The organism is Planotetraspora sp. A-T 1434 (assembly GCF_025420585.1).
Classification (GTDB): domain Bacteria; phylum Actinomycetota; class Actinomycetes; order Streptosporangiales; family Streptosporangiaceae; genus JAOEGB01.
This window is the reverse complement of record NZ_JAOEGB010000131.1, coordinates 1-268: the sequence shown is the minus strand read 5'-3', so window position 1 is coordinate 268 and position 268 is coordinate 1. Positions and strand designations below refer to the sequence as shown.

At 68.3% G+C, this 268-nt stretch carries 1 protein-coding gene; it reads right to left on the bottom strand.

The window, feature by feature from the left end:
* A partial coding sequence (locus tag N5079_RS35270; RefSeq protein ID WP_261588565.1) for a condensation domain-containing protein occupies window positions 1-268 on the bottom strand: 268 nt, incomplete at both ends.

The following is a 268-nucleotide window of genomic DNA, read 5'->3' as shown; positions in this document are numbered from 1 at the left end:
AGGACGGCCCCGACCCGCCACCGGAGTCCCCACACTGATGTCGCCCTGACCGCTGTAACGCCCAAGCAGAGCCTGGAACGCCGCCAGCAACGTCATGAACAACGTGGCGCCCTCTTCACGCCCCACCCGGCGCAGCCCGTCCAACAGTTCGGAGGGGAAGAAGAACTGGCCGATCGACCCCCGGTAGGTGGTGACCGCCGGGCGGGGACGGTCGGAGGGCAGCTCCAATTGCGCGGCACCGGCCAGTTTCTCCCGCCAGTAGTCCAGA